The 22,082-nt window shown below is 45.3% G+C and carries 23 protein-coding genes, 1 CRISPR repeat array and 1 riboswitch (1 of these 25 only partly in view); of the genes, 8 read left to right on the top strand and 15 right to left on the bottom strand.

The annotated features are described in order from the left end of the window. Positions 1-27: 27 nt before the first annotated feature. The 4 genes from ACFPRA_RS18115 to ACFPRA_RS18100 all read right to left on the bottom strand — a co-directional run bounded on the left by ACFPRA_RS18115 (position 28) and on the right by ACFPRA_RS18100 (position 2,327). Entirely contained in the window at positions 28-168 is a 141-nt protein-coding gene (locus ACFPRA_RS18115; protein ID WP_381437830.1) for a hypothetical protein, read from the bottom strand. Next, entirely contained in the window at positions 165-635 is a 471-nt protein-coding gene (locus ACFPRA_RS18110) for a hypothetical protein (protein WP_381437828.1), read from the bottom strand. Before ACFPRA_RS18110 ends, ACFPRA_RS18115 begins: the two co-directional genes overlap by 4 nt. 42 nt (positions 636-677) lie before the next feature. After that, positions 678-1,331, bottom strand: coding sequence for a pentapeptide repeat-containing protein (locus ACFPRA_RS18105; protein ID WP_381437826.1), 654 nt, complete (start codon positions 1,329-1,331; stop codon positions 678-680). Positions 1,332-1,463: 132 nt separating this feature from the next. After that, positions 1,464-2,327: a methyltransferase domain-containing protein gene (locus ACFPRA_RS18100; RefSeq protein WP_381437823.1), complete on the bottom strand. Its 864-nt coding sequence runs from the start codon at positions 2,325-2,327 to the stop codon at positions 1,464-1,466. 164 nt (positions 2,328-2,491) lie between these two features. Between ACFPRA_RS18100 and ACFPRA_RS18095 the strand changes: the two genes are divergently transcribed. Further along, on the top strand, positions 2,492-3,619 hold the full coding sequence (locus ACFPRA_RS18095) for a CAP domain-containing protein (RefSeq protein WP_381437821.1): 1,128 nt from the start codon (positions 2,492-2,494) through the stop codon (positions 3,617-3,619). 239 nt (positions 3,620-3,858) lie between these two features. Here ACFPRA_RS18095 and ACFPRA_RS18090 read toward each other — a convergent pair whose 3' ends face one another. Genes ACFPRA_RS18090 through ectA form a run of 3 tightly spaced genes read right to left on the bottom strand, consistent with a single transcriptional unit; the run spans position 3,859 to position 6,125 of the window. Further along, on the bottom strand, positions 3,859-4,248 hold the full coding sequence (locus ACFPRA_RS18090; protein ID WP_239391711.1) for an ectoine synthase: 390 nt from the start codon (positions 4,246-4,248) through the stop codon (positions 3,859-3,861). Positions 4,249-4,273: 25 nt separating this feature from the next. Next, positions 4,274-5,554, bottom strand: coding sequence for a diaminobutyrate--2-oxoglutarate transaminase (gene ectB, locus ACFPRA_RS18085; protein WP_381437818.1), 1,281 nt, complete (start codon positions 5,552-5,554; stop codon positions 4,274-4,276). Positions 5,555-5,588: 34 nt separating this feature from the next. Beyond that, a complete protein-coding gene (ectA, locus tag ACFPRA_RS18080; protein ID WP_381437814.1) occupies positions 5,589-6,125 on the bottom strand; it encodes a diaminobutyrate acetyltransferase in 537 nt (178 codons plus the stop codon). 845 nt (positions 6,126-6,970) lie between these two features. On the opposite strand from ectA, the gene ACFPRA_RS18075 reads away from it, so the two are divergent. Then, positions 6,971-8,110 (top strand): zinc-dependent alcohol dehydrogenase, encoded by a 1,140-nt coding sequence (locus tag ACFPRA_RS18075; RefSeq protein WP_381437812.1) that lies wholly within the window; start codon positions 6,971-6,973, stop codon positions 8,108-8,110. A gap of 46 nt (positions 8,111-8,156) precedes the next feature. On the opposite strand, the gene ACFPRA_RS18070 is transcribed toward ACFPRA_RS18075, so the two are convergent. Together ACFPRA_RS18070 and ACFPRA_RS18065 are read right to left on the bottom strand one after the other, a co-directional pair. Continuing rightward, the gene (locus tag ACFPRA_RS18070; protein WP_381437810.1) at positions 8,157-8,711 is read right to left on the bottom strand and encodes a superoxide dismutase family protein; all 555 of its coding nucleotides are present in this window, start codon (positions 8,709-8,711) and stop codon (positions 8,157-8,159) included. Positions 8,712-8,840: 129 nt separating this feature from the next. Next, positions 8,841-9,524 (bottom strand): phosphoribosylaminoimidazolesuccinocarboxamide synthase, encoded by a 684-nt coding sequence (locus tag ACFPRA_RS18065; protein ID WP_381437808.1) that lies wholly within the window; start codon positions 9,522-9,524, stop codon positions 8,841-8,843. Positions 9,525-9,845: 321 nt separating this feature from the next. On the opposite strand from ACFPRA_RS18065, the gene ACFPRA_RS18060 reads away from it, so the two are divergent. The 6 genes from ACFPRA_RS18060 (at position 9,846) to ACFPRA_RS18035 (ending at position 14,445) form a co-directional block, all read left to right on the top strand. Further along, positions 9,846-10,565, top strand: a complete 720-nt coding sequence (locus tag ACFPRA_RS18060) for a YebC/PmpR family DNA-binding transcriptional regulator (RefSeq protein WP_381437806.1) — start codon at positions 9,846-9,848, stop codon at positions 10,563-10,565. Positions 10,566-10,622: 57 nt separating this feature from the next. Beyond that, positions 10,623-10,731: riboswitch (TPP riboswitch) on the top strand. 84 nt (positions 10,732-10,815) lie between these two features. Beyond that, positions 10,816-11,421 carry a thiamine phosphate synthase gene (locus tag ACFPRA_RS18055; RefSeq protein WP_381437804.1) on the top strand — a complete coding sequence of 202 codons (606 nt, stop codon included), beginning with the start codon at positions 10,816-10,818 and terminating at the stop codon, positions 11,419-11,421. Then, positions 11,405-12,493 carry a glycine oxidase ThiO gene (gene thiO, locus ACFPRA_RS18050; protein WP_381437802.1) on the top strand — a complete coding sequence of 363 codons (1,089 nt, stop codon included), beginning with the start codon at positions 11,405-11,407 and terminating at the stop codon, positions 12,491-12,493. Before ACFPRA_RS18055 ends, thiO begins: the two co-directional genes overlap by 17 nt. Beyond that, positions 12,456-12,662, top strand: a complete 207-nt coding sequence (gene thiS, locus ACFPRA_RS18045; RefSeq protein ID WP_381437800.1) for a sulfur carrier protein ThiS — start codon at positions 12,456-12,458, stop codon at positions 12,660-12,662. The genes thiO and thiS overlap by 38 nt, the downstream gene beginning before the upstream one ends. Further along, positions 12,659-13,432, top strand: a complete 774-nt coding sequence (locus ACFPRA_RS18040) for a thiazole synthase (RefSeq protein ID WP_381437891.1) — start codon at positions 12,659-12,661, stop codon at positions 13,430-13,432. Before thiS ends, ACFPRA_RS18040 begins: the two co-directional genes overlap by 4 nt. Then, positions 13,429-14,445, top strand: a complete 1,017-nt coding sequence (locus tag ACFPRA_RS18035) for a ThiF family adenylyltransferase (RefSeq protein ID WP_381437798.1) — start codon at positions 13,429-13,431, stop codon at positions 14,443-14,445. The genes ACFPRA_RS18040 and ACFPRA_RS18035 overlap by 4 nt, the downstream gene beginning before the upstream one ends. A gap of 159 nt (positions 14,446-14,604) precedes the next feature. Here the strand turns inward: ACFPRA_RS18035 and ACFPRA_RS18030 are convergent, their stop codons facing one another. The 6 genes from ACFPRA_RS18030 to ACFPRA_RS18005 all read right to left on the bottom strand — a co-directional run bounded on the left by ACFPRA_RS18030 (position 14,605) and on the right by ACFPRA_RS18005 (position 19,067). Then, positions 14,605-15,147, bottom strand: coding sequence for a hypothetical protein (locus ACFPRA_RS18030; protein WP_381437796.1), 543 nt, complete (start codon positions 15,145-15,147; stop codon positions 14,605-14,607). After that, complete coding sequence (locus tag ACFPRA_RS18025) at positions 15,137-15,895, bottom strand: DUF4184 family protein (protein ID WP_381437794.1); 759 nt, start codon at positions 15,893-15,895, stop codon at positions 15,137-15,139. The genes ACFPRA_RS18030 and ACFPRA_RS18025 overlap by 11 nt, the downstream gene beginning before the upstream one ends. Positions 15,896-15,966: 71 nt before the next feature. Beyond that, positions 15,967-16,347, bottom strand: coding sequence for a hypothetical protein (locus tag ACFPRA_RS18020; protein ID WP_381437792.1), 381 nt, complete (start codon positions 16,345-16,347; stop codon positions 15,967-15,969). A gap of 106 nt (positions 16,348-16,453) precedes the next feature. Next, a complete protein-coding gene (locus ACFPRA_RS18015; protein WP_381437790.1) occupies positions 16,454-17,074 on the bottom strand; it encodes a LysE/ArgO family amino acid transporter in 621 nt (206 codons plus the stop codon). Between the two features lie 93 nt (positions 17,075-17,167). Continuing rightward, positions 17,168-18,364 (bottom strand): class I SAM-dependent rRNA methyltransferase, encoded by a 1,197-nt coding sequence (locus ACFPRA_RS18010; RefSeq protein ID WP_381437788.1) that lies wholly within the window; start codon positions 18,362-18,364, stop codon positions 17,168-17,170. 106 nt (positions 18,365-18,470) lie between these two features. Next, positions 18,471-19,067 (bottom strand): hypothetical protein, encoded by a 597-nt coding sequence (locus ACFPRA_RS18005; protein WP_381437786.1) that lies wholly within the window; start codon positions 19,065-19,067, stop codon positions 18,471-18,473. A 384-nt stretch (positions 19,068-19,451) separates the two neighbouring features. Beyond that, positions 19,452-22,082: direct repeats of the CRISPR family, unit length 32 nt; unit sequence ATTTCAATCCACGCACTCATATAGAGTGCGAC; it runs 1,514 nt beyond the window's last position.

Genomic DNA, 22,082 nt, shown 5'->3' with positions numbered 1-22,082 from the left:
AAAAAGACGGGATTCTCACCCCGTCGATTACTCTTTTTCACTTATTCCAATGCCCGGTTCTATCTGACGTTCATCGTTATTGAACGTTGCCATCATCGTAAAATAGATAGCCGCTACAACAGCAATGACAAACAATACAAGTCCGATGACGAGGTGTTGGCCTTTCATTGCGCATCACCTTGTACCCGTTTGAACCGCTCTTCCTTCAAATAGTCGACCGCTTCTTCATAATCGCCGAAGCTGTCTTCCAGATTCAAACCATGATAGATGTTCCATGCATCCAACTCTTCTTTTAACACAAGTTTTTCTCCGTCGCCATTCACCCATGTCTGTTCGATAGGTTCTCTTTCAGTCTTTTCTTCCGACAGTGCTTGAATAGCATCTCCAACGGCTTGTCGCAACTCCGCTTCTGTCGCTTCACGGATATTGACCAAACCGCGCTCGTCCGCTTCGTAACCCGGGATTCCTGCTACATAGACGAAGCCATTGCCGTTTGGATGCAGATGCTGGACAACAATCGTCTTGTCATACAAACTGTCCTCATAATGGTAGTTGACCCGTTTCATCGACACGTCTTTCCGCGTCAGTTCCGGGAAAGATTCAATAATTGCCTGCTTCTGTTCAAATGTCAGCATAGATGTCCACTCTTTTCCACTCGTTTTTCGTTTAGTATACCATCATTCTTCTTTCACGGATAACCCAAGGACACGGGCGAATCCGAGCGCCTGCTCCTTGGAAACGATGCAGCCGGCGAGTTTCGGCAGCGTCACTTCAATGCGCTCGTACGTGCTGTCCGATAAATCGAAGCCCTTCAATTCCGTCTCGGAAAAATTGATATTGTCGATTTTGCATTTTTGAAATCGAACGCCCTTGAAAGTACACTCATAAAAATCGGCGTCCGCCAGATGACATTCTGAAAACTCGACTTCTTTCATGCCTGTAAAGCTGAAATTACTATAACGGCCGTCACATTCCTTCAGTAAAGTGTGACTGATTTGCGCATTTGCAAAATCCGTCCCCGTCAATTTGGAATGGACAATTTCACAACGATGGAATGTAGCATGTTGAAAGTTCGCGTTGGAAAAATCACATGTATCAAAGACAACGTCCACGAACTCTACAGATGTAAAATCTCCGCCTGCAAACAACACATCTTTGAAACGCACATCATCGAATGTCAAGCGTTCCCCTTCCGCACCTGAGAGAACGCCTCCTTCAAACCGAGCTTTTTCAACATAGCCATCCTGATCCCAAATAGCCTCTATCCGCATCTCCGTATGTTCCATGGACAATTTCGGCTTTTGCCTCTTGTCCACCTTCTTGACATTCACACGTAAAACCTCCCTTTAACGCGTCTTCCATTCAATAAAAATGACGAGCAACACAATGACTGCAATAGCAATAATATAAAACGCAATTGGCGTACTACTGATCCCTCCAAACAACTCCCCCAACCCCTTCCTTCAACCGTTCCGCTTCACGCCCAACATGACTGTGAAATCGATGGTGATTTCCGGCAATCCCAACTGGAGCGCTTTCCTGATCTTCTCTTCGCTGGCCCCCCAGGTGAGCGGCGTCATGCGGATGAGCGGCGCAAGATGATGCTCAGCTAATGGGAACGTATACGTCACCCGTTCTGTTTGGACCGCGTCGAAATGTTCTGCGAAGCGTCCCACGGGATCAGTGTCTTCTTTCGGTACGTTCTCTTCATAGAAGATGGCACGCAACTCTTTCAAATAACTCGCTTCCGGAACGGCTTTCACACACAAACCACCCTTTTTCAGGAGGCGTGTAAACTCCGCATAATTTGCAGGTGATAAAATATTTAAAATGACGTCGAACTTTTCATCTTGAAATGGACAGTTTGCAAGATCCGCCACACTCCAAACGGCGCCTGGATGTTCTTTTGCAGCCGCAGCAATACCTTCTTTAGCAAGATCAATCCCAATTCCGCTTGCCTTCCCCGCCAATCGGGAAACGATGTCCGCTAAATGTGATCCTTCGCCGCAACCGGCATCCAAGATAACGGGCGTTCCTTTGCTCCCTTCATGGATGATCCGCGTGATCACTTCCAAAACCGGATCGAAAAAACCGCTGTTCATCACCGTTGTTCTTGCTTCAAAAAGCGATTTATCGTACTTAGTGACATGCGCTTGTGGTGCCAAATTGACATAGCCGCTTTTCGATAAGTCAAAGGAGTGGTTGGTCGAACAGACGAGCCGTGAATGCTCCACCATTTCCATTTCCGCCGTGCATATCGGGCAACGAAAAAGATCCACCTGTTGCTCCATCGCTTGTATATTCCTCATTTTTTTCGATAAAGTCATACGCTTTTAACTCCGTTCATCCGTTGTTCTACCAGTATACCGTTTTTTCATGCGGACTGGAAATGAGCGAGCGGGTATTTGCAAGAAATCATTCCGTTTCGAAAGGTCTCGCTGTATTCTAGCCATATAGAGGGGGTACAATAGAAGGAAGGAGGGACGATCCTATGAAACGATTATTTCTATTTATTCTTTTCATCCTATTACTTTACAGCGCCAAACCATACTGGGAAGGACCAGCCTCCCGCTATGTCAATCTCTCCTTCCTCGAACCAGTGGATGAAAAGATTGATACGCTATTAACAAGTGAATCCATCCATACTGCAATCCGTTTCGTAACGGATGCGACAGATAAAGCAATCCTCTTCCTCACTTCCCAACTGTCAAGTGAGGAAGAGGCGATACCGGCCGAAGAAAAACCGAAGTTGGCCAAACCGGTGCATACCCAACTTTCCATCCACAACATCGAATTAGGCAGTACAGAAGAGCAAGTCGTTGCGGAACTGGGTGAACCGAAAAACCATTCCTTGAACGAATATGGGACGGTTTGGTATACGTATCACGATCATTATCACAATTTCGTTATGTTGTCCTTCGATGAAAACGGAACAGTCAATGCTCTCTACACGAACGATGACCTCATTTCATCCACAAGCGGCATCCGATACGGCTCTTCGAAAGCCGAGGTACGTAAAACATTCGGCGAACCGATCACCGAAATTCGGAAAGGCTTGAACATCTATCTCTTGCAGGAAAATGAAGGATTTGATGTCTTTCAATCCCGGGACGCTTACACCTATGTTTTTTATGATCTCCATCAACAGGACAAGGTGACGGCCGTCCAACTGATTGCTAGGTCATTGGAGGAGAAAAGAAACGGCATCTACGCCGCTGGAGATGCGGCTTTGCGCAGTGGATTCGAACGCCAGCTATTCGATTTGACGAATGCCGCGCGGGTCCGCCACGGATTATCCGCTTTACAATGGGAGGGAAAAGTTGCTGAAACCGCACGCTCTCACAGCATCGACATGGCCGACCATGATTACTTCAGCCATGAAAATCTTCAAGGGAAATCCCCTTTTGATCGTATGAAAGACGACGGCATCACCTTTCGCAGTGCCGGTGAGAACTTGGCATACGGCCAATCAAGCAGTATCTTTGCCCACGAAGGCCTGATGAATTCGGAAGGACACCGCGAGAATATATTACTCGATACTTACAGCCATCTAGGCATAGGCGTCGCGTTTAATGAAAAATCACAACCGTATTACACAGAAAACTTCTTGCTGAAGTGAAGATAAAGTGAAACTTCAATCAGTGGGGGTTTCCCCATCCCCCACTGATTGTTAGTTGAACCAATCGGGCTTTTACGGGCAGTTGATCTCCCACCTATCCTTATTGCTTTACTTAAGTCTTGAGGTGGGAGTCTTACAGCCCGTTAATGCGGGATAAAAAACAACGACCTTACAAACGCAAACCCCTTTCAATGAAGGGGGTTTGTCGCTCTATTCTATTTGTCCGAATGGCGTTTAGATCAGTCTACCAACAATGGATAGACACCTTTTTCGTCATGCGTTTCGTTGCCTGTAAGCGGCGGGTTAAAGACACAAATGAGCCGCATATCCGTCGTGCCGCCACGGAGATAATGCTCGTCATGTTGATCTAATGCATACATGGTGCCGTCTTTGATGGGATATACTTTCCCATCCGCAACGGTTTCGATTTCCCCGTCACCACCGACACAGTAGACCGCCTCCAAATGATTTTGGTAATGGATATGTGTTTCCGTACCCGCGTAAATAATTGTTTCACTATACGAAAAACCCATTCCGTCTTTCTTCAAAAGAAAACGGCGACTGGACCATGTTTCCGCCTTTGTTTCATTTTCCGTCCCAATAATTTCATCTATCGTTCGAACAATCATTTTTAACCCTTCCTCTCTAAACCGATTATTTGTTGAGTACTTCTTGAATGGCTTCTTCTAAAATATCGAATCCTTTATCCAATCCTGCTTCATCAATCGTCAAGGAGCCTAAAAACTTCACGACTTCACTGTCTGGACCGGACGTTTCGATAATCAGCCCTTTTTCGAATGCTTTTGCACAAATTTCACTGCCATACGTTTCCTTCCCTTTACCACATGCAATCCCTTGCATAAAACCTCGCCCTCGCGTAGTCGCCTGCAGTTCAGGGTAATTTTCCACGATTTTTTCCATGCGCGCTTTAATCATTTTCGATTTCTCTTGAACAGACTTAGCGAACACATCCGTTTCCCAGTAGGATAAAACTTCCGTTGCCGCAAGAATCGCCATATTGTTTCCACGAAACGTTCCGTTATGCTCACCTGGTGCCCAAATATCGTATTCCGGTTTGATTAACGTGATAGCCAGCGGTAAGCCATAACCACTGATCGATTTTGATAAACAGACAATGTCAGGGGTAATGCCTGCCGGTTCGAAACTAAAGAATGTCCCTGTACGACCGCAGCCCGCTTGCACATCATCAATGATCAGCAACATGTCATAACGATGACACAACTTTTCAATCGCCTGTAACCATTCGAAACTGGCTGCGTTAATACCACCTTCTCCTTGAACGGTTTCCAAAATAATCGCAGCAGGCAGATCAACGCCACTCCCTGCATCTTCAAGAAAACGTTCCAAGTATTCAATCGAGTGATGGTCTTGCATAAACGTATCATACGGCATCGCAACCGTGTTCGTTAACGGCACACCAGCACCTTGCCGTACTGTCGAATTCCCGGTTATCGATAGCGAACCTAACGTCATACCGTGAAATGCGTTCGTAAAGCTAATAATCGTTTGGCGCCCTGTTACTTTTCGGGCGATCTTCAACGCACTTTCTACCGTATTCGTTCCTGTGGGTCCCGGAAACATCACTTTGTAATTCAAATTTCGCGGCTGTAGGATGACCTCGGTAAATCGTTCAAGAAATTTCGCGCGCACTACAGTTCCCATATCTAAACTATGGGCAATTCCGTCTTCCTGAATATATTCGATAATTTTCTTCTTCACTTTTTCATTATTATGGCCGTAGTTTAAAGCACCCGCTCCTGCGAAGAAATCAATGTATTCCTTCCCAGTTGTATCCCACATTTTGTAGCCTTTCGCTTTTTCAAATACAGTTGGGAAACTGCGGCTGTAGCTCCTCACTTGTGACTCATGGTTTTCGAAAATCTCCATTGCCTTTCGTTCCATCGTCAGTACCATTGGTTGACATTCCTCCATTTTTTTAGTTTCACAATCATTTTTCAGTCTGAAGTGGACCAATTGTGAATAAACGTTCTGCTTCATGTCCCTTTCCGGGAAATTGCTCTTCCCTAAAACAGTTCGTCACCTTGCAGTCTGTCTCAAAGTCTCTTGCCAGTTTGCGAAATAATGCTTGCGAGGCCTTGTTTGAAGGGCTAACCGTCGCCTCTAAATACCGAATATTCCGACATGCATAGCTATGCAAGAGCGCTTGAAGCATACGAGAGGCTAGACCTTTTCCTCGCTTCGAAGCATCCACCGCTACTTGCCAAACAAACAACGTATCCGGTGCCTTCGGTTGAATAAATCCCGATATAAAACCGACTAACTGCCCATTCGATTCTACAACGACACTCGTATCACCGAAGTATTTCGACCATAGCAAATAGCTATAAGAAGAATTTAAATCGAGTGTCCCCGCATCTTTAATGAGCTGCCAAATCTGTTTGCCGTCTTCCACTACCGGCGTTCGGAATAGGAAGTTGTCGCTTCGTTCCAATAATGCAACTGGATGCTTTTCTTCCTCTGACAAAAATCGTTCCCTCCAAGTCTTGGCGTTCATCTCCTAAATTGAACGTTTTTCTTGGTAATCGATCTGCTATTCTCTAAGCTGTCTGGAAAAGTCATTTACCCTTCTGCCGAGCTCGAAGCATTTTTTGCAAACCAAAATTAGTGAATTAGTAGATTGAGGTTGGTAAAGGCCAAGATCCGTCAGTGAGATTGACGCTATCCCGGCATATTATTCGCGGTATTCCATGTGGATATAGCAAGGAAACTTACGTAGATATCACCCAATGCTGATGCAATTGGTGATGGCAATATCGGGCTAACTTTCTGCCTTGCAGTATGAAGAGCAAAAAAGAGCGCCTTATCAAAAGGTGTTGGAGTCCTTTTGTTCATTATAGAAACAGCTTTACAGTAAACATTATTCGCTGATATGAAAGACACTTTCGATATCTTGAATTTCACTAACATACTCGTTCATCCACCCGCACAACTAATTAGGTTGGCAATGTGTATTCATTCGTCTTGGCGAAGAAGTAAACGAAATTTTCCGTACCATCCCTGGCACTTAGTTGACAACTATAGAGGAACATTATACCGCTGTCAACCAATTCCAAGAGATTAAACAGAAAAAATAAGCAAATTAGATATTTCAAAAATACTTACATCCCCTATCCTTATGAGGTTAAAAACGATTTTTGCAGCCACTATAAATTTTCAAAAAATAAAATTAAAATCTACGTGTGACTATTGTTTATTCCCCTCAATCTACGGTTTCCACTCTCATAATTGAGGCGTCTCGTTGAATGAAGTGATGGTTAGAAAATTCTTTAGGGGGAAAACTAATGATGAATGTGTAGAAGGAGGAATTCCATGAAAGCAGTTACGTACCAAGGTCCCAAAGATATTAAAGTGAAAAATGTAGATGCCCCGAAGATTGAAGAGAAGGACGATATTATCATTAAAGTGACTTCCACTGCGATATGCGGCTCCGATTTGCACATCTATTTAGGTGCGTTACCAACACATAAGGACTATGTCATCGGTCATGAGCCGATGGGCATTGTCGAGGAAGTCGGACCTGCCGTCACGAAAGTGAAAAAAGGGGATCGCGTCGTCATTCCGTTCAATCTAGCATGTGGACATTGTTTTTATTGTGAGCATGAAATGGAGAGCCAATGCGACAACTCGAATCGGAATCCCCATGTGGATACAGGCGGATTCCTCGGGTTTACGGAACGATACGGGAATTACCCCGGTGGTCAAGCGGAATATTTGCGTGTCCCATATGGAAACTTCACCCCATTCGTCATTCCCGAATCATGCGAACTTCCCGATGAAGCACTGCTCTTCATGTCTGACGTTTTGCCGACAGCCTATTGGAGCGTGGAACATGCAGGGGTAAAAAAAGGAGATACCGTTGCTGTCCTTGGATGCGGACCGGTCGGGCTCATGGTGCAAAAATTTGCCTGGATGAAAGGTGCAAAACGGGTATTGGCCATTGATCATGTACCTTACAGGTTGAATCATGCCGTTCGCATGAATAAGGTGGAAGCCTTGAACTTCGATGACTTTGACGATATCGGCGGACATATTAAAGAAATGACCAGTGGTGGCGTCGATATTGTCATCGATTGCGTCGGAATGGATGGGAAAAAGAATATAGCCGAGAAAGCCGGTCAGAAATTGAAATTGCAAGGCGGCACTTTAAGCGCCATCCATATTGCCCAAGACGCGGTGCGAAAATTTGGAACGGTCCAGTTAACAGGCGTTTACGGTTCACTTTACAACATGTTCCCACTCGGCAATCTGTGGGAGCGCAACATTACGCTGAAAATGGGACAAGCGCCCGTCATCCATTACATGCCCATGCTGTTTGACAAAATCACAAAAGGTGAATTCGACCCGACGGAAATCATCTCCCATGTTGTGCCGCTCGAAGAAGCAGCAATCGCCTACCAACGCTTTCATGATCATGAAGATGAATGTATCAAGGTGATCCTTAAACCGTAAGCAGATAAACCGGTCCTTGTTGCATGGACCGGTATTTGCGTTTTATTCACTTGCGTGTAATGGCTGCACAAGCGATGCGGGCACCTGAATTGCCCGCCGGATCGGTTTTGTAGTCATCTTCCTTTTCATGGATGACAAGTGCACTGCCGTCTTGATCGAGAATGGAATTTTCGGCAGTCGTTTTCAATGTAAGTTCAGCTGTGGTCACTTTCACGGAAACTTTACCGTCCTCACCCACTTCAATATTCGGCAGATCCCCTAAATGGAACCCTTTTGGATTATCAAAGCCATGCTCTTTACTCGTTGGATTGAAATGTGCTCCTGCCGATGTAAAATCCGGAGGTGTGCACACTCCAGTTTCATGGATATGTAGCCCATGCACGCCAGCAGGAATATTTTCAGCCTGAATGCTAATCGTCAAACCATCTCCCGCCTCTACAAAACTGGCTTCACCAATTTCTTCGCCCTTCGTATTCACAATCGGTGCGACTACCGATTTGACGTTCTCTCCACTTACCGGCAACGCCTTCCCTTTATTCGCGCAGCCTCCCACAACGAGCAACGCTAACAAGCTCATAGCCAATATGGTATTATGCTTCAATTTGCATCCTCCTCTTCTGCCAGCAGGATGCCCATTCTGTGATAAATTAAGTCTGGAAACTTATTCCTCCACGTAGTAAAACAAAACCCACTAGCCATTCCATTTTCGGAATGAATAGCGGGTTTTCATTTACGCTAGTACCAATTTTTCAAGATCCATCGGCGGGATATACGTACCATCTTTGTATACGCGCATATTGCCACCAGAAATTTCGTCAATTAGCATGACATCCCCCGTAGCACCGTCACGGCCGAATTCAAGTTTGATGTCGTACAGTTCAAGACCTTTTACTGCAAGCTCTTCTTTCACTACATCAGAAATTTGTTTCGTCAACGCTTCAAGCGTATCGTATTCCTCTTTTGTCAAGATGCCGAGTTGCGCAAGCCCGTCCTTCGAAATTGGCGGGTCCTTTCGATCATCATCTTTCAGCGTCACTTCAACAAATGCATCCAACGGTTGTCCCTCTTCGCAATAGGCACCATATCTGCGCAAGAAACTGCCGACTGCACGGTATCTGCAAATAACTTCCAAGCCTTTGCCGAACATTGTCGCGGCTTTCACTTCCATTGACACCTCGTCGATATTTGCATCGACATAATGCGTTGGAATCCCTTTCTCCGCTAGCTTCACAAAGAAATACTTCGTCATACGCAGACCTGACTTTCCTGCCCCCTCGATCGTCAAACCGACCGTATTGGCACCTGGATCGAAAACGCCATCTTCGCCCGTCACATCATCTTTAAATTTTAATAGCACATTGCCGCCTTCTAATTTGTATACATCTTTCGTCTTGCCTTGATAAATAAGTTCCATGTCCACGTTTCCTTTCCGTAAGAAAATGGATTACTTTTTTATTATAAGCCAATTTCACATGTGAATCAATTTCATAATTCCCTTTTTCAACGCAAAAGACGAACTATTATATCGTTACTAACATCATCATTCGTAAATATGGCATTCTATTTTCGCTGATTGGAGTGAAATTCAACTTTGTTCGGATTTCGTTACTTGTTTCTTTAGTAACCGAAATCATCCGTCCCCCATTTTTTTGAAGTTTTCACTCGTCATCCGGCGATTTGCTGTTGTATAATTATTGAAGTAATACTAACCGTGAGCGAAAGAGAGTGGTCCCCTATGGGTCGTAAATGGAATAACATCAAGGAAAAGAAAGCCTCAAAGGATGCAAATACAAGCCGGATTTACGCAAAGTTCGGTCGTGAAATTTATGTGGCTGCAAGACAAGGCGAGCCCGATCCTGAGTTAAATCAAGCCCTTAAAATCGTTGTGGAGCGCGCCAAAACATATAGTGTACCAAAAGCCATCATTGATCGTGCCATCGAAAAAGCAAAAGGCGGAGCGGATGAAAACTTCGACGAACTGCGGTATGAAGGCTTCGGTCCCAATGGTTCAATGGTCATTGTCGATACATTGACCAACAATGTGAACCGTACCGCTTCGGAAGTGCGGGCAGCCTTCGGGAAAAATGGCGGCAATATGGGGGTCAGCGGATCCGTTTCCTATATGTTCGACGCCACGGCGGTTTTTGCTCTGGAAGGCAAAACAGCCGATGAAGTACTGGAATTATTAATGGATGCGGATATCGAAGTACGGGATATTTTAGAAGAAGAGGGAGCGGTCATCGTCTATGCCGAGCCCGACCAATTCCACGCTGTACAAGAAGCGTTTAAAAGTGTCGGAATCACAGAATTCACTGTTGCCGAGCTGACGATGCTTGCACAAAATGATGTCCAACTCGATCCCGATGCACAAGCACAATTCGAAAAAATGATCGATGCACTCGATGATTTGGAAGATGTGCAACAAGTTTACCATAACGTCGATTCGGACGATTGATTGCTACAATTCAGAAAACATGTTATGCTAAGGACAGATTGATAATTTCATAATCAATTCGACCATTAGGGGAATCCTTTTAAAGGACTGAGAGACGAGTGTTACTCCGATACCCTTATTACCTGAACAGGTTCGTACCTGCGGAGGGAAGTGGCGCGTCTATGTTTATTTAACTGCATACTTATGCGTAAATGACAGACCACTTTCCATACCTGGGAAGTGGTCTTTTTGTGTGGAAAGGAGGGCTTTGATGCGGTTGATTGCCGTCACAAACAACCAGATGACAGCAGAACGACTGATTGACACGCTGTTGGCTATCGAATCATCCATCGATGCGGTCATTCTACGGGAGAAATCGAAAACCGATGCGGAAGTGATTAATTTGATCGAACAGTTAAAAGAATCTAGATTTGACGCATCCAAAATCATTGTCCATGGACGAGCGGATATCGCCGCCATGACCGGGATGGACAAAGTGCAGCTACCCGGACATGGAGCACCCCTCCCCCTTGTCAAACAGCAATTTCCCGCGTTGTCGTTCGGGCGATCCGTCCACTCCTTCGAGGAAGCGGAAGCCGCCTATACAGCTGGGGCTGAGTGGCTACTTTATGGACATGTATTTGCAACGGACTCAAAAGAAGGTTTGCCTCCACGCGGGACGGAAGAGCTTTTTCAAATCGTCGAGTCACAGCCCATTCCCGTTTATGCGATTGGCGGGATCCAACCTAAACACCTCCCGGCATTGAAGCAAGCTGGCGTGGCAGGCGTCGCCGTCATGTCTTCGATTTTCGGGCATGACAATCCTCGAAAAGCAGCGGACGGTTATCGGGAGGTGCAAAATGTCACGAGAGGTTGATGTCATCGTAATTGGTGGCGGGATCATCGGGTGCAGTATCGCTTATTACACGGCAAAAGCAGGGTTATCCGTTCACCTTCTAGAGCAAGGTTCCATCGCCCAAGGTACAACGCAGGCGGCTGCAGGCATGCTTGGTGCTCACTCCGAATACTTGAACGAAACATTCTATTCATTTGCACAGGAAAGTCAGGCGCTCTATCGAGAATTCCGCAATCATTCCGGAATCGACTTCGGTTATACGACAGGCGGGATCTTGCAATTGGCCTGGACTGAAGAAGAACGGCTGGCCTTATCACGCTGGCACGAGGCCACTCATCTGTCACCCGAACAAGTTTGTAAACGGATGCCTGACATTGTTCCATCTCCATTCGGTGCCTCCATTTTCGAGGTTGACGTCCATGTCCATCCGGAGAAGACCGCCTTCGCGTTTTGGGCGGCTGCGGAAAAACTCGGCGCCACCCTATCGGAACATGTTCACGTAACAAAAGTGGAGACGGTTGATGCAGGTTATCGAATAGCCGATTGGAACGCAAAACATGTTGTCATCGCGGGTGGTGCGGCGAGTGCCGAGCTACTGCCGGGACTGCAAATGACGACTGTGAAAGGACAATGTATGCAACTCGATGCGATGGGAATCGACTTGCCCTATACGTTATTCCATCAAGGTTGCTATGTTGTGCCGCGCTTGGATGGCACGCTTGTTGTCGGAGCGACCATGGAGCCTGATGAAACAGATTTACAGACGAACGTCGCAGGAAATTTAGCGTTGAATGCTATTGCGGAACGTTTCGTCCCGGGACTTTCCCGCTTCCCTGTTCTGAAACGTTGGGCAGGTCTCCGTCCGAAAACGGTCGATGAGCTGCCTTATATCGGGCATATACCCGAGAAAGAAAATATGTATGTGGCTGCAGGTCATTTTCGCAACGGGATTTTATTAGCGCCGGCAACGGCTTGTATGATCAGGGATTTGATTGTAGGTAATGAAGTGCATAAAGAACGGATTGAGGCATTCGATCCGAAAAGGGGGATTTTTCATGGAGCGAACTATCGAACTGAACGGCAACCGGTTTGACGTACCCGCGGAAGTCGGAAATGTGCAGGAATTGCTTAGTCATCTGGAACTGGCTGAGCGGATCGTCATTGTGGAAATGAACAGGGATATTCTCGCGAAAGACGCATACGACAAACCCATCAATGACCGGGATCAAATTGAAATTATTCACTTTGTAGGAGGCGGATAACCATGTTGAAAATTGGAGATAAAACGTTCAATTCGCGATTATTGTTAGGAACAGGGAAATACCCATCGTTTGAAGTGCAAAAAGAAGCAGTACGCGTATCAGAATCCGAAATTTTGACATTTGCGGTACGGCGGATGAATATTTTCGAACCGTCGCAACCGAACTTCCTCGAACAGCTTGACCTTTCGAAATACACATTGCTGCCCAATACAGCCGGCGCAAAAACAGCAGAAGAAGCGGTGCGCATCGCGAAATTGGCAAAAGCATCCGGCCTTTGCGATATGGTGAAAGTGGAAATTATCGGTTGCGATCGTTCCCTGCTTCCTGACCCGGTGGAAACGTTAAGGGCGACGGAAATGCTATTGGATGAAGGCTTTATCGTTCTACCTTATACATCCGATGATGTCGTGCTCGCACGCAAGCTTTGTGAATTGGGCGTCCATGCTATCATGCCGGGTGCTTCCCCGATCGGTTCGGGACGCGGCATTTTGAATCCGCTCAATTTATCGTTCATCATTGAGCAATCGGAAGTACCGGTCATTATTGATGCAGGAATCGGCTCGCCAAAAGATGCTGCTTATGCGATGGAACTCGGCGCGGACGGGGTTTTATTGAACACGGCAGTTTCCGAAGCCGGGGATCCAGTGAAAATGGCACGGGCGATGAAACTTGCAATCGAGGCAGGAAGACTGGGCTATGAATCTGGGCGCATGCCTGAACGGGATTACGCCGTGGCGAGCAGCCCGATGGAAGGACTTGTGCCAAATTGAGTAGCAAATATTCACGGCAGGAACTGTTCGCCCCGATTGGCGAAGCAGGACAAAAACGGATCCGTGAGGCGAGCGTTTTCGTCTTGGGTGCAGGAGCGCTCGGTTCCTCCGGTGCTGAAATGCTTGTCCGCGCGGGGGTCGGTCGCGTTACCATCGTCGATCGGGATATTATTGAATGGACAAATCTGCATCGGCAACAGCTCTATACGGAACAAGACGTCGTCGACCAATTGCCAAAAGCGGTGGCAGCAGAGAAACGGTTGCGCGCCATTAACGGGGATGTCGATGTAACGGGAATTGTCGCCGATGTGACGCCTCAAAATATCCTTGATTTGCTGAGTAGACATGATGTTGTTTTGGATGCGACCGACAATATCGAAACGAGATTGCTCGCCAATGACGCAGCGTTGAAGCTGGGCATCCCTTTTTTCATGGGCGCCTGTGTCGGCAGTTATGGGCTGACATTTCCGATCGGTATTCAGGAAGGCCAACCATGCCTCCATTGCTTGTTGGAAACATTGCCCTCGCAAACAATGACATGCGATACCGTCGGCGTCATCAGCCCAATCGTCGTCACGACGGCTGCCCGGCAAGTGGCGGATGTGTTGAAATATTTGACCGGGACGCAATTTAATCCGAAACTTGAATCCACTGACTTGTGGACAGGAGATCGCGCTTCAATTGGCGTTGCAAGCATGAAAAAAGCCGGCTGCCCGAGCTGTTCGGATAACGCGGTGTATCCATTCCTTTCAACACGTGAATCAATGCGGACAGCGGTGCTTTGCGGTCGCGAAACCGTCCAGTTATCATTTCCGGAGAGTCGAAAGTTTGAGCTTGTCTCTTTCGCAGATTCCATTCAAGGAACCGTCTCAAAACTAATCCATAACCCACATCTCGTCGCTTGTGAATACAATGGACACCGGATCGTCCTGTTCCGCGATGGGCGAATGCTGGTGCATGGCACGAAAGATGTGGTAGCAGCGAAGAAGATTGCGGCAGGGTTGCTGGGCTAGATATATCAGCGCTTGGTGAGTGGTTATCGGCGTTCGTCGAGCATTTATCGGCGCTCAGCAACGTATTATCAGCGCTAATCCACAATTTATCAGCGAATCAAGACTTTACTACTATCACAAAAGGAGAATCCAACCACGCTGGATTCTCCCTCTTCAGCTTCAATCATCATTGCCGATCCGGTTTCCTTCTTCATCATAATAAACATAGTCAAACCGATAGCTTTTTTCATTTGTTCCTGGTATTTCCACCCACGCTACATCCATTGTGTGCGGAGTTATTTCTGTTTCCAGCACTTCGCCATTCACATGTACCTGGATTTTCGCTACTTCGTTATCCCCATTTGCGACGAAAAGCATCACCGGAGCGTCATCTTCCCCCCTGATTCTATTAACCATAAATTGCGCAAGAGATACTCCACCACTTTTTTCTACATACACCCATCGATAATTCCCTATTGAATTTTTTATAAAGTGGGCATATGCAGGCGTATTATCGTAGAGAAAACTGACAACCCGATGTTCCTCTATATCTTTTATTTCCACTAGTTCAATGATCGCAGTTAAATCTTTATCACCTTCTACCTTCCGAATCACCTTGACAATGGATTCCTCATCGTTGCCATAAAGCGTCCGAGGGATAGTAAAATAGAGGATCGCTCCCACAACAAGAAGAACAATGATCAGTACTTTCTTATTCTTCAACAGCTTCACCGCAATCTTTAAGATGTTTTTTATAGAATAATGAAACGACTAATAAACTTAGCAAAAAAGAGTCTATGATTCTGACGACAGCTATACCGTAATTTAAAATAGGGATATAGTCTATCATATACCAAAAACATACAATTACTGCTATTAAAAGAAAAAGCGAGGTCCAAAACCTCAGTTTACGTTGAGTGGACTCTGTTGTATTTTTTTGTCTATACAGTAACGCCCTGACATACAAGTAACCAACTATCAAAGCGATTCCCACTACCGTGCTGCCATGTTGCAAAAACTTATATAAAGGTATGTCAAACCCATAGATGTTATAAGTGTTGGTAAATAATGCAGGAAATCTCAGAACCATATATCCATTGATATGTGTAAAAGAATCCCACACTACATGTGTAAGCATGCCAAACAATGCGGAATAAATAAAAACGACTACCTTCAACTGATTACTAGATTCTACCCTATTTGTAGAAGCATCTTGTAGAAAAACGGGCAAGTGATTAAATAATGTTTGATGGACAAAGGAATGATAAATAAAATAAATGACAGCAACTAAAGGTAGATTAAAATATACAAATCCTGCAAAGGTATGCCCGATTTCCCCCATAGGGCGACCTCTTAAAAAGTATTCAAAATCAGGAGCCATACTCCCTAAAACCATGGCGGAAAAATTTATATATTTGTGTTTTCTGGAGAGTGGCAATATGGCTGCCGGATGTGCAAAAGTTAATGGCATTGTTGTGATCTCCTATATGTTTTCCAAGACTGATGTTGTATAAAAAAAGAAACCCATTCCTCATGGATTCCTTACTCCGTTACTTCTTTACTCATTTCAAACACGTCAAAAATATCTTGTTGAAACACAAGTGAGATGACTTTTCCTTCTTTTTCATAAAAACGAGCATGATCGGAACGTCTTTCTTCCCACTCTGCCCAGCCCCATTTCTTAATTTCTTCCAAGTAATGGGTTGGGGGTACGCCTTGCTCTCCGCCAATCCCTTTCAACTTGTATTTCGCTGATTTCGCAATTTCCGTTGTACACGCTTCAGGCTTTATTTCACTTGCATTTTTCGGAACTGGAAAACCATGATTGATGATTGCCATACGATAGCCTTCTTCTTCACTATATACATTTGCACAACCTGTCATCATGCTGAACAGTAGTAGAAGCAACAGACCTTTTTTCATCGCGACAACCCCTCACAGAATTTTCCTAACCTGTTACTCTTAGCGTACTAAGAAAACCGGCATTTGTCTCCCGACGGATTTGTGACAATACCCTTCGTACTAGCCATCAACCTATATTCCCGATCAACCGGATCGCCATATAGACAGCAACTCCCCAGACAACGAGCGCGGAGATTTTATTCAGCAACGCCATTAGTTTCCCACTCGAATCCAGCTTTCCGAAATACCGTCCGGCCACCGCTAGTCCTAAAAACCATAGCCATGAAACAAGGATCGTAGTCAACGTGAATGCCACCCGAACATCCCCCGCATAATTCAAGGAGTTCGATCCGATAACACCAATCGTATCGAGAATAGCATGGGGATTCAGCAATGAAACAGACGCCGCGAAAATGATTTGCTTCTTCATCGAAAACCGTTCGCCATCCACTTGCATCGATGCCGCATCACTCCGCCAAAGCGTCCACCCTATGTATAATAAAAACAATAGCCCAATGCCAAAAATGATATTTTCCAGCCAAGCGAACGTCAACACAAGAAGCGAAACACCCGACACCGCCGCCACAATCAAAATCGTGTCACAAATCCCCGCCGTCACAACAACCGGAAGCGCTCGTGTCAACGTCGGTTGCAACGCCCCCTGATTAAAAACGAATACATTTTGAACCCCTAACGGCACGATAAGACCAAATGCAAGAATCATACCGTGTATAATTGCTTCAACCACAGTTTCACTCCTTCTCCCCTAATCTATCAAAGTGCTTTAGTCTCTTTCCTAAAAAACGAAGCCGCACCAGTTAAACTGGCTCGGCTTCGTTTTTTATTTCAACTTCTGCAAAATAACAACCTTCAAATAGTTAAACTCCGGAAAATCGCGATTCGTCCGGAAATCCTTTGGCAACGAGGACTCTTCAAGGATTTTATACTTCGATCCGGCTTCGTTGAAAGCCTGTTCGATGAACGTTTTGAACTTCTTCATGCCAAAACTTGAATTGTTCGTTGATGCAACGATAACACCGTTTTTCTCCGTAATGGCGATTGCATCCTTCAGCAATGCCGGGTAATCCTTCGCTGTGCTGAACGTGTATTTCTTCGAACGTGCAAAACTCGGTGGATCCAATACGACAAGGTCGAATTTCAATTCATGCCGTTTCGCATAACGGAAATAATCGAACACATCCATCACTTTAATGTCTTGCTGTTCGTAATCGATGCCATTCACACTGAATTGCTCGATTGTTTTCGCCAAACTGCGCTTCGCCAGATCGACACTCGTCGTCTTCACCGCTCCGCCAAGTGCTGCCGCAACAGAAAACGCACCTGTATAGGAAAACGTATTTAACACATTTTTCGCTTTAGCATAGTTGTCACGAATCGCCTTGCGTACATCCCGCTGATCCAAGAAAATGCCTGTCATGGCGCCATCATTCAAATTGACCGCAAAGTTCATGCCGTTCTCTTTGACAATGATCGGAAACTCCCCTTGCTCCCCTTTGACGAAATCATCCTGCTCGATGTATTGCCCTTTCGTGTCAAAACGCTTCTTCTCATACACACCTTTGTAATCAACGATCTTATCCAACACGCCATACACATGATGCTTCAGCGAATAAATCCCTTCACTGTACCAACTCACCATATAAAAGCCGTCGAAATAATCGATCGTCAGCCCGCCGATGCCATCGCCTTCCCCGTTGAACAAACGGAACGCCGTCGTTTCCGGGTCTGCGAATAAAGCCTCCCGCCGTGCAAGCGCCGCCGCAATTTTAGATTCGAAGAAATCAAAGTCAATCTCCTCATCCTCTTTCCGCGTCAACACCCAGCCAATCCCTTTGTTTTGATTACCATAATAGCCTTTCGCTACGAATTTTCGGTTTCGGTCAATAAGTCGAATGATACTCCCTTCTTCACGGAGTGCATCTGGGTTAATAATTGCTTCTTTTAAGATCAGCGGATAGCCTTTTTTAATGTCGGCAATATTTTTTGCATTCACTTGTACATCGATTGTTTTTGTCATTGTGTCATCCTGTCTTCGTCTTTTTTATTATTATCGCATGTTTGGTTACAAATTGCGAAAACGAAAAAAGCCTCTCAGAGTACATCTCCAAGAAGCTGTTATAAGATTAAGCAAGCAATCGGGTGACTAAACTTTTCCAGACGCCAATTCGGACCGGTTGCCATTCTTGCTGACCTCTTTTTAGATGCAAACAAGTGCGCAAATCACCTTCAAACTCCTGAATTAAAAACGGCACTTTCGTAAAATGATGTGGTTGCACTAAATTTGGCTTGATCGTAAACATCGGCACTCCGCCTTCATTTACGATGGTCGCCACGAATTGCGAACAGAAAAACGCACGATCTCGCTGGATACCAATATTAAACGCCACTCCAAAAAGGCCGATGAAATTATAGCGATACTGCTCTTTGTAGCGTTCAATTTGGCGAATTTTATTCCGCATTCTGTAGTATTCTTCGTCACTGACCTGACAGCTAAATACCATGCAATTCGCATCTTGGAAAATCCCTTCCGCAGCATTTTCTTTCACAAATCCACCAATAAAGGGATTATGACGCTGTTTCCTCCCGAAACTGTACATCTCATTCAATTCCTCGTCAAACGCAATCGACGCATGATTTAAATCTTTACGCGTGTACATGCCGATTGCCTTCGAAAGCAATGTACCCGTATCTGTCAAGACAATATAAATTTTTTGTCCCATGGCGCGCACCCCCGCAATCTCTTACAACCATTATGTACTTCTGGAATAACAAACTAAACCGACTGTAGATGGAAACTGTCTAAGCCCCAAGACCTAGTTCGTGATACGGGGATTCCATACAGTTGCTGGTAATCTTCTTACTTAATTATACGTTTACTTGTGGAGCGAAGTTTCATATTCTTCATTTAAAACGTAGATAATTAAAAATGTAGAATGAATGGGGTTGTTTGCTCTGCGAAGGCAGATAGCTATAATGTTTGCGATCTATGCACTCAGGGAGTAAGCGACACTTGAATTTCAGATGGTAAATTCAAAGCGTGGGATCCCACGCACTCTTGAAGAGTGCGACAAAATGACTGGATGCTAAACCACCCAACACTAATAATTTCAATCCACGCACTCATATAGAGTGCGACTGCATTTGCTGGGGTAAGAAAAACCGTAGACGCCACCATTTCAATCCGCGCACTCATATAGAGTGCGACAGGGCTCTCGCAGGCTCGTACAGCGGAGATAGACCGATTTCAATCCACGCACTCATATAGAGTGCGACTTCAACAACCCCTCCTTCCCACTTAATTACAGTTATTTCAATCCACGCACTCATATAGAGTGCGACCTATCAATGAACCATCATCAGCTTTATGTCCAAAATTTCAATCCACGCACTCATATGGAGTGCGACGGCAAAGTTACCCAATGTTCCTCATTTCTCACACATTTCAATCCACGCACTCATATAGAGTGCGACATTCCATCTCCCATACTCCGCAGAAGACTCTTGGATTTCAATCCACGCACTCATATAGAGTGCGACATCAGCAACTACTGTCTCAAATTTCCGTGTCCCGTATTTCAATCCACGCACTCATATAGAGTGCGACTTGACGTAATTCCGGGCTATGCTTGTTAGGAGCAAATTTCAATCCACGCACTCATATAGAGTGCGACGCGCATTTGATCTAAATGGCCATGTACTGTAGATATTTCAATCCACGCACTCATATAGAGTGCGACGGTAAATTATCAAATCCTTGGTTATTAAAAGGAATTTCAATCCACGCACTCATATAGAGTGCGACAATTACCTTGTTCCACATCGACTTGCTCTGGATCATTTCAATCCACGCACTCATATAGAGTGCGACTGTCAAACTTGCGGTTGATTTCATCAGCTGCCGCATTTCAATCCACGCACTCATATAGAGTGCGACGGTTAGCTTCGTAGACTTTTGGCCAGTCCTTTCCATTTCAATCCACGCACTCATATAGAGTGCGACAATAGATACGGAAACAATTCGGCGCGACATCGAGATTTCAATCCACGCACTCATATAGAGTGCGACTCCTGAAAGGATGATGTTTAATGGTTATACAAACATTTCAATCCACGCACTCATATAGAGTGCGACAATCCTTCTACGTTATTCGATCCGGCCTTTACAGATTTCAATCCACGCACTCATATAGAGTGCGACACGTCAATGAGAAAACGAAACTAGCGGAGTTATTATTTCAATCCACGCACTCATATAGAGTGCGACATAAGTTACAATGGCGCGAAGTTAACGACGGTGGATTTCAATCCACGCACTCATATAGAGTGCGACAATACGTGGAATGACAGCGCATGGCGCTTATGTATTTCAATCCACGCACTCATATAGAGTGCGACCTGCAAACGGCAAATTAAAAGACCAAGCACCGGATTTCAATCCACGCACTCATATAGAGTGCGACAAAATCGGCATCGCAAAAATTACGATACGATCCAAGATTTCAATCCACGCACTCATATAGAGTGCGACCAAAGTGTGATAGTGAGCCGGATGGTGAGATGGGGATTTCAATCCACGCACTCATATAGAGTGCGACAAAAAATGCAAACGTTCTCTTACTACCAGGCAATTTCAATCCACGCACTCATATAGAGTGCGACAGTATTGCTGAGCTGGAGCTTGATAACATCAGGGAATTTCAATCCACGCACTCATATAGAGTGCGACTGGCAGAAGAAACGGAACTACTCGACTACGAACTTATTTCAATCCACGCACTCATATAGAGTGCGACAGGACACTTCCCGCAGGAGTTTGACCCCTCCATAATTTCAATCCACGCACTCATATAGAGTGCGACATAAAAGAATCCGTCTTCCCGCTTTGACTTGTCGATTTCAATCCACGCACTCATATAGAGTGCGACTATGTCCTCTTTCCAAGTGGCGGCCAGGTCGAAATTTCAATCCACGCACTCATATAGAGTGCGACCCAACTCTATGGATTCATTTGTTTGCTCAATGCGGATTTCAATCCACGCACTCATATAGAGTGCGACTCTAGCGGGATTTCATCATCGAATAGCCGTACATGATTTCAATCCACGCACTCATATAGAGTGCGACGATGAAATCGAGAACCATATTCGCATGAACAAAACATTTCAATCCACGCACTCATATAGAGTGCGACCAAAGTTGATTGGAAGGCTGCTACCGGTAAGAAAATTTCAATCCACGCACTCATATAGAGTGCGACCGAGGACGATAAAGGCGGTAAATCGACGGTATCTATTTCAATCCACGCACTCATATAGAGTGCGACGCTTGTCTGCGTCGGGCCTGTATTCGGGCGCGAAATTTCAATCCACGCACTCATATAGAGTGCGACTGTACGATTGTTCCGTTCAATTCCAGCCGCATTATTTCAATCCACGCACTCATATAGAGTGCGACTTATTTGGGCAATCAAATAGCGTATCGCTCTCTATTTCAATCCACGCACTCATATAGAGTGCGACCACCCTCCACAATCTCGAGCGGGAATTCAAACGAGGATTTCAATCCACGCACTCATATAGAGTGCGACCGAGGATGCAAACGGGAATTTCGTCGGCATTTCATTTCAATCCACGCACTCATATAGAGTGCGACGTAGGACTGACTTGAACAAATGAGTTTTCAAATTTTTATTTCAATCCACGCACTCATATAGAGTGCGACTGTAACAGCGTCCA

Origin of the sequence: Sporosarcina soli (assembly GCF_042655805.1) — a bacterium.
In the GTDB taxonomy this organism is placed as follows: Bacteria; Bacillota; Bacilli; order Bacillales_A; family Planococcaceae; genus Sporosarcina; species Sporosarcina soli.
The sequence above is the reverse complement of the archived record's forward strand: the minus strand, read 5'-3'. Positions and strand labels throughout refer to the sequence as shown.

Bases quoted from the DNA above. Each gene is read 5' to 3' on its own strand.
- ACFPRA_RS18115 (WP_381437830.1), bottom strand. From the start codon at position 168: ATGAAAGGCCAACACCTCGTCATCGGACTTGTATTGTTTGTCATTGCT.
- ACFPRA_RS18110 (WP_381437828.1), bottom strand. From the start codon at position 635: ATGCTGACATTTGAACAGAAGCAGGCAATTATTGAATCTTTCCCGGAA.
- ACFPRA_RS18100 (WP_381437823.1), bottom strand. From the start codon at position 2,327: ATGACTTTATCGAAAAAAATGAGGAATATACAAGCGATGGAGCAACAG.
- ACFPRA_RS18095 (WP_381437821.1), top strand. From the start codon at position 2,492: ATGAAACGATTATTTCTATTTATTCTTTTCATCCTATTACTTTACAGC.
- ACFPRA_RS18090 (WP_239391711.1), bottom strand. From the start codon at position 4,248: ATGATTGTTCGAACGATAGATGAAATTATTGGGACGGAAAATGAAACA.
- ectB (WP_381437818.1), bottom strand. From the start codon at position 5,554: ATGGTACTGACGATGGAACGAAAGGCAATGGAGATTTTCGAAAACCAT.
- ACFPRA_RS18075 (WP_381437812.1), top strand. From the start codon at position 6,971: ATGAAAGCAGTTACGTACCAAGGTCCCAAAGATATTAAAGTGAAAAAT.
- ACFPRA_RS18065 (WP_381437808.1), bottom strand. From the start codon at position 9,524: ATGGAACTTATTTATCAAGGCAAGACGAAAGATGTATACAAATTAGAA.
- ACFPRA_RS18060 (WP_381437806.1), top strand. From the start codon at position 9,846: ATGGGTCGTAAATGGAATAACATCAAGGAAAAGAAAGCCTCAAAGGAT.
- ACFPRA_RS18055 (WP_381437804.1), top strand. From the start codon at position 10,816: ATGCGGTTGATTGCCGTCACAAACAACCAGATGACAGCAGAACGACTG.
- thiO (WP_381437802.1), top strand. From the start codon at position 11,405: ATGTCACGAGAGGTTGATGTCATCGTAATTGGTGGCGGGATCATCGGG.
- thiS (WP_381437800.1), top strand. From the start codon at position 12,456: ATGGAGCGAACTATCGAACTGAACGGCAACCGGTTTGACGTACCCGCG.
- ACFPRA_RS18025 (WP_381437794.1), bottom strand. From the start codon at position 15,895: ATGCCATTAACTTTTGCACATCCGGCAGCCATATTGCCACTCTCCAGA.
- ACFPRA_RS18020 (WP_381437792.1), bottom strand. From the start codon at position 16,347: ATGAAAAAAGGTCTGTTGCTTCTACTACTGTTCAGCATGATGACAGGT.
- ACFPRA_RS18010 (WP_381437788.1), bottom strand. From the start codon at position 18,364: ATGACAAAAACAATCGATGTACAAGTGAATGCAAAAAATATTGCCGAC.
- ACFPRA_RS18005 (WP_381437786.1), bottom strand. From the start codon at position 19,067: ATGGGACAAAAAATTTATATTGTCTTGACAGATACGGGTACATTGCTT.